This is a genomic window from Leifsonia sp. HAY1-4F (genome assembly GCF_056755275.1).
This window is the reverse complement of record NZ_JBNDHX010000268.1, coordinates 1-275: the sequence shown is the minus strand read 5'-3', so window position 1 is coordinate 275 and position 275 is coordinate 1. Positions and strand designations below refer to the sequence as shown.

Below are 275 nucleotides of genomic sequence, written 5' to 3'. Positions count from 1 at the left end.
GCTTCACGCAGGTCCCCTTGCCCGGCAACCGCTCCAGCCTCGTCTGGGTGCAGAAGCCGGCGGAAGCTGCCGCCAATGCCGAAAAGTCGCTCGAAGAACTCGGAAGACTGGTCGAGGAGCGCATGCAATCGATGCTCGGTCGGGTGACGATCGAGGACAATGTCCAGGTCTGGCCGCTCTCCGGCATGACAGCCCATCGTTTCGGCAAGGGCCGCGCCGCCTTGATCGGCGAAGCCGCCCATGTCTTTCCGCCGATCGGGGCGCAAGGCCTGAAC

The 275-nt window shown here is 65.1% G+C and carries 1 protein-coding gene; it reads left to right on the top strand.

Annotated features, from left to right (window positions below):
• Positions 1–17: 17 nt before the first annotated feature.
• On the top strand, positions 18–275 hold a 258-nt coding region (locus tag ACPYOG_RS19485; protein ID WP_481295776.1), incomplete at its 3' end, for an FAD-dependent monooxygenase.